Source organism: Pleomorphochaeta sp. DL1XJH-081 (assembly GCF_049310885.1).
In the GTDB taxonomy this organism is placed as follows: domain Bacteria; phylum Spirochaetota; class Spirochaetia; order Sphaerochaetales; family Sphaerochaetaceae; genus CAYZJV01.
The window spans coordinates 1-242 of sequence record NZ_JBMDYO010000195.1; the positions used below are offsets into that span (position 1 = coordinate 1).

At 58.3% G+C, this 242-nt stretch carries 1 protein-coding gene; it reads left to right on the plus strand.

Annotation, left to right across the window (positions count from 1 at the left end; all coding sequences use genetic code 11):
• Window positions 1–242 (plus strand): acyl-CoA dehydrogenase domain-containing protein (locus ACODJP_RS14440; protein WP_422482680.1); only part of this gene is annotated, 242 nt, incomplete at both ends.

A 242-nucleotide genomic window follows, 5' to 3' on the forward strand; every position in this document is an offset into this window, starting at 1 on the left:
GGTAGGCCTGCTGGAAGAGGCCCTGCTGGAAGTGATGGCGGCCGATCCTATCCACCAGCGGATCTGCAAAGAGTTGGGTAAAAATCTGCCGTTCACCCGTCTGGATGAGCTGGCCCACAACGCGCTGGCCAAAAGATTAATCAGTCAGGATGAGGCCGCCATTCTTACCCGTGCAGAGCATAGCCGTCTGCGCAGCATTAACGTCGACGACTTTGCGCCAGAGGAGCTGGCGACAAAGCCGG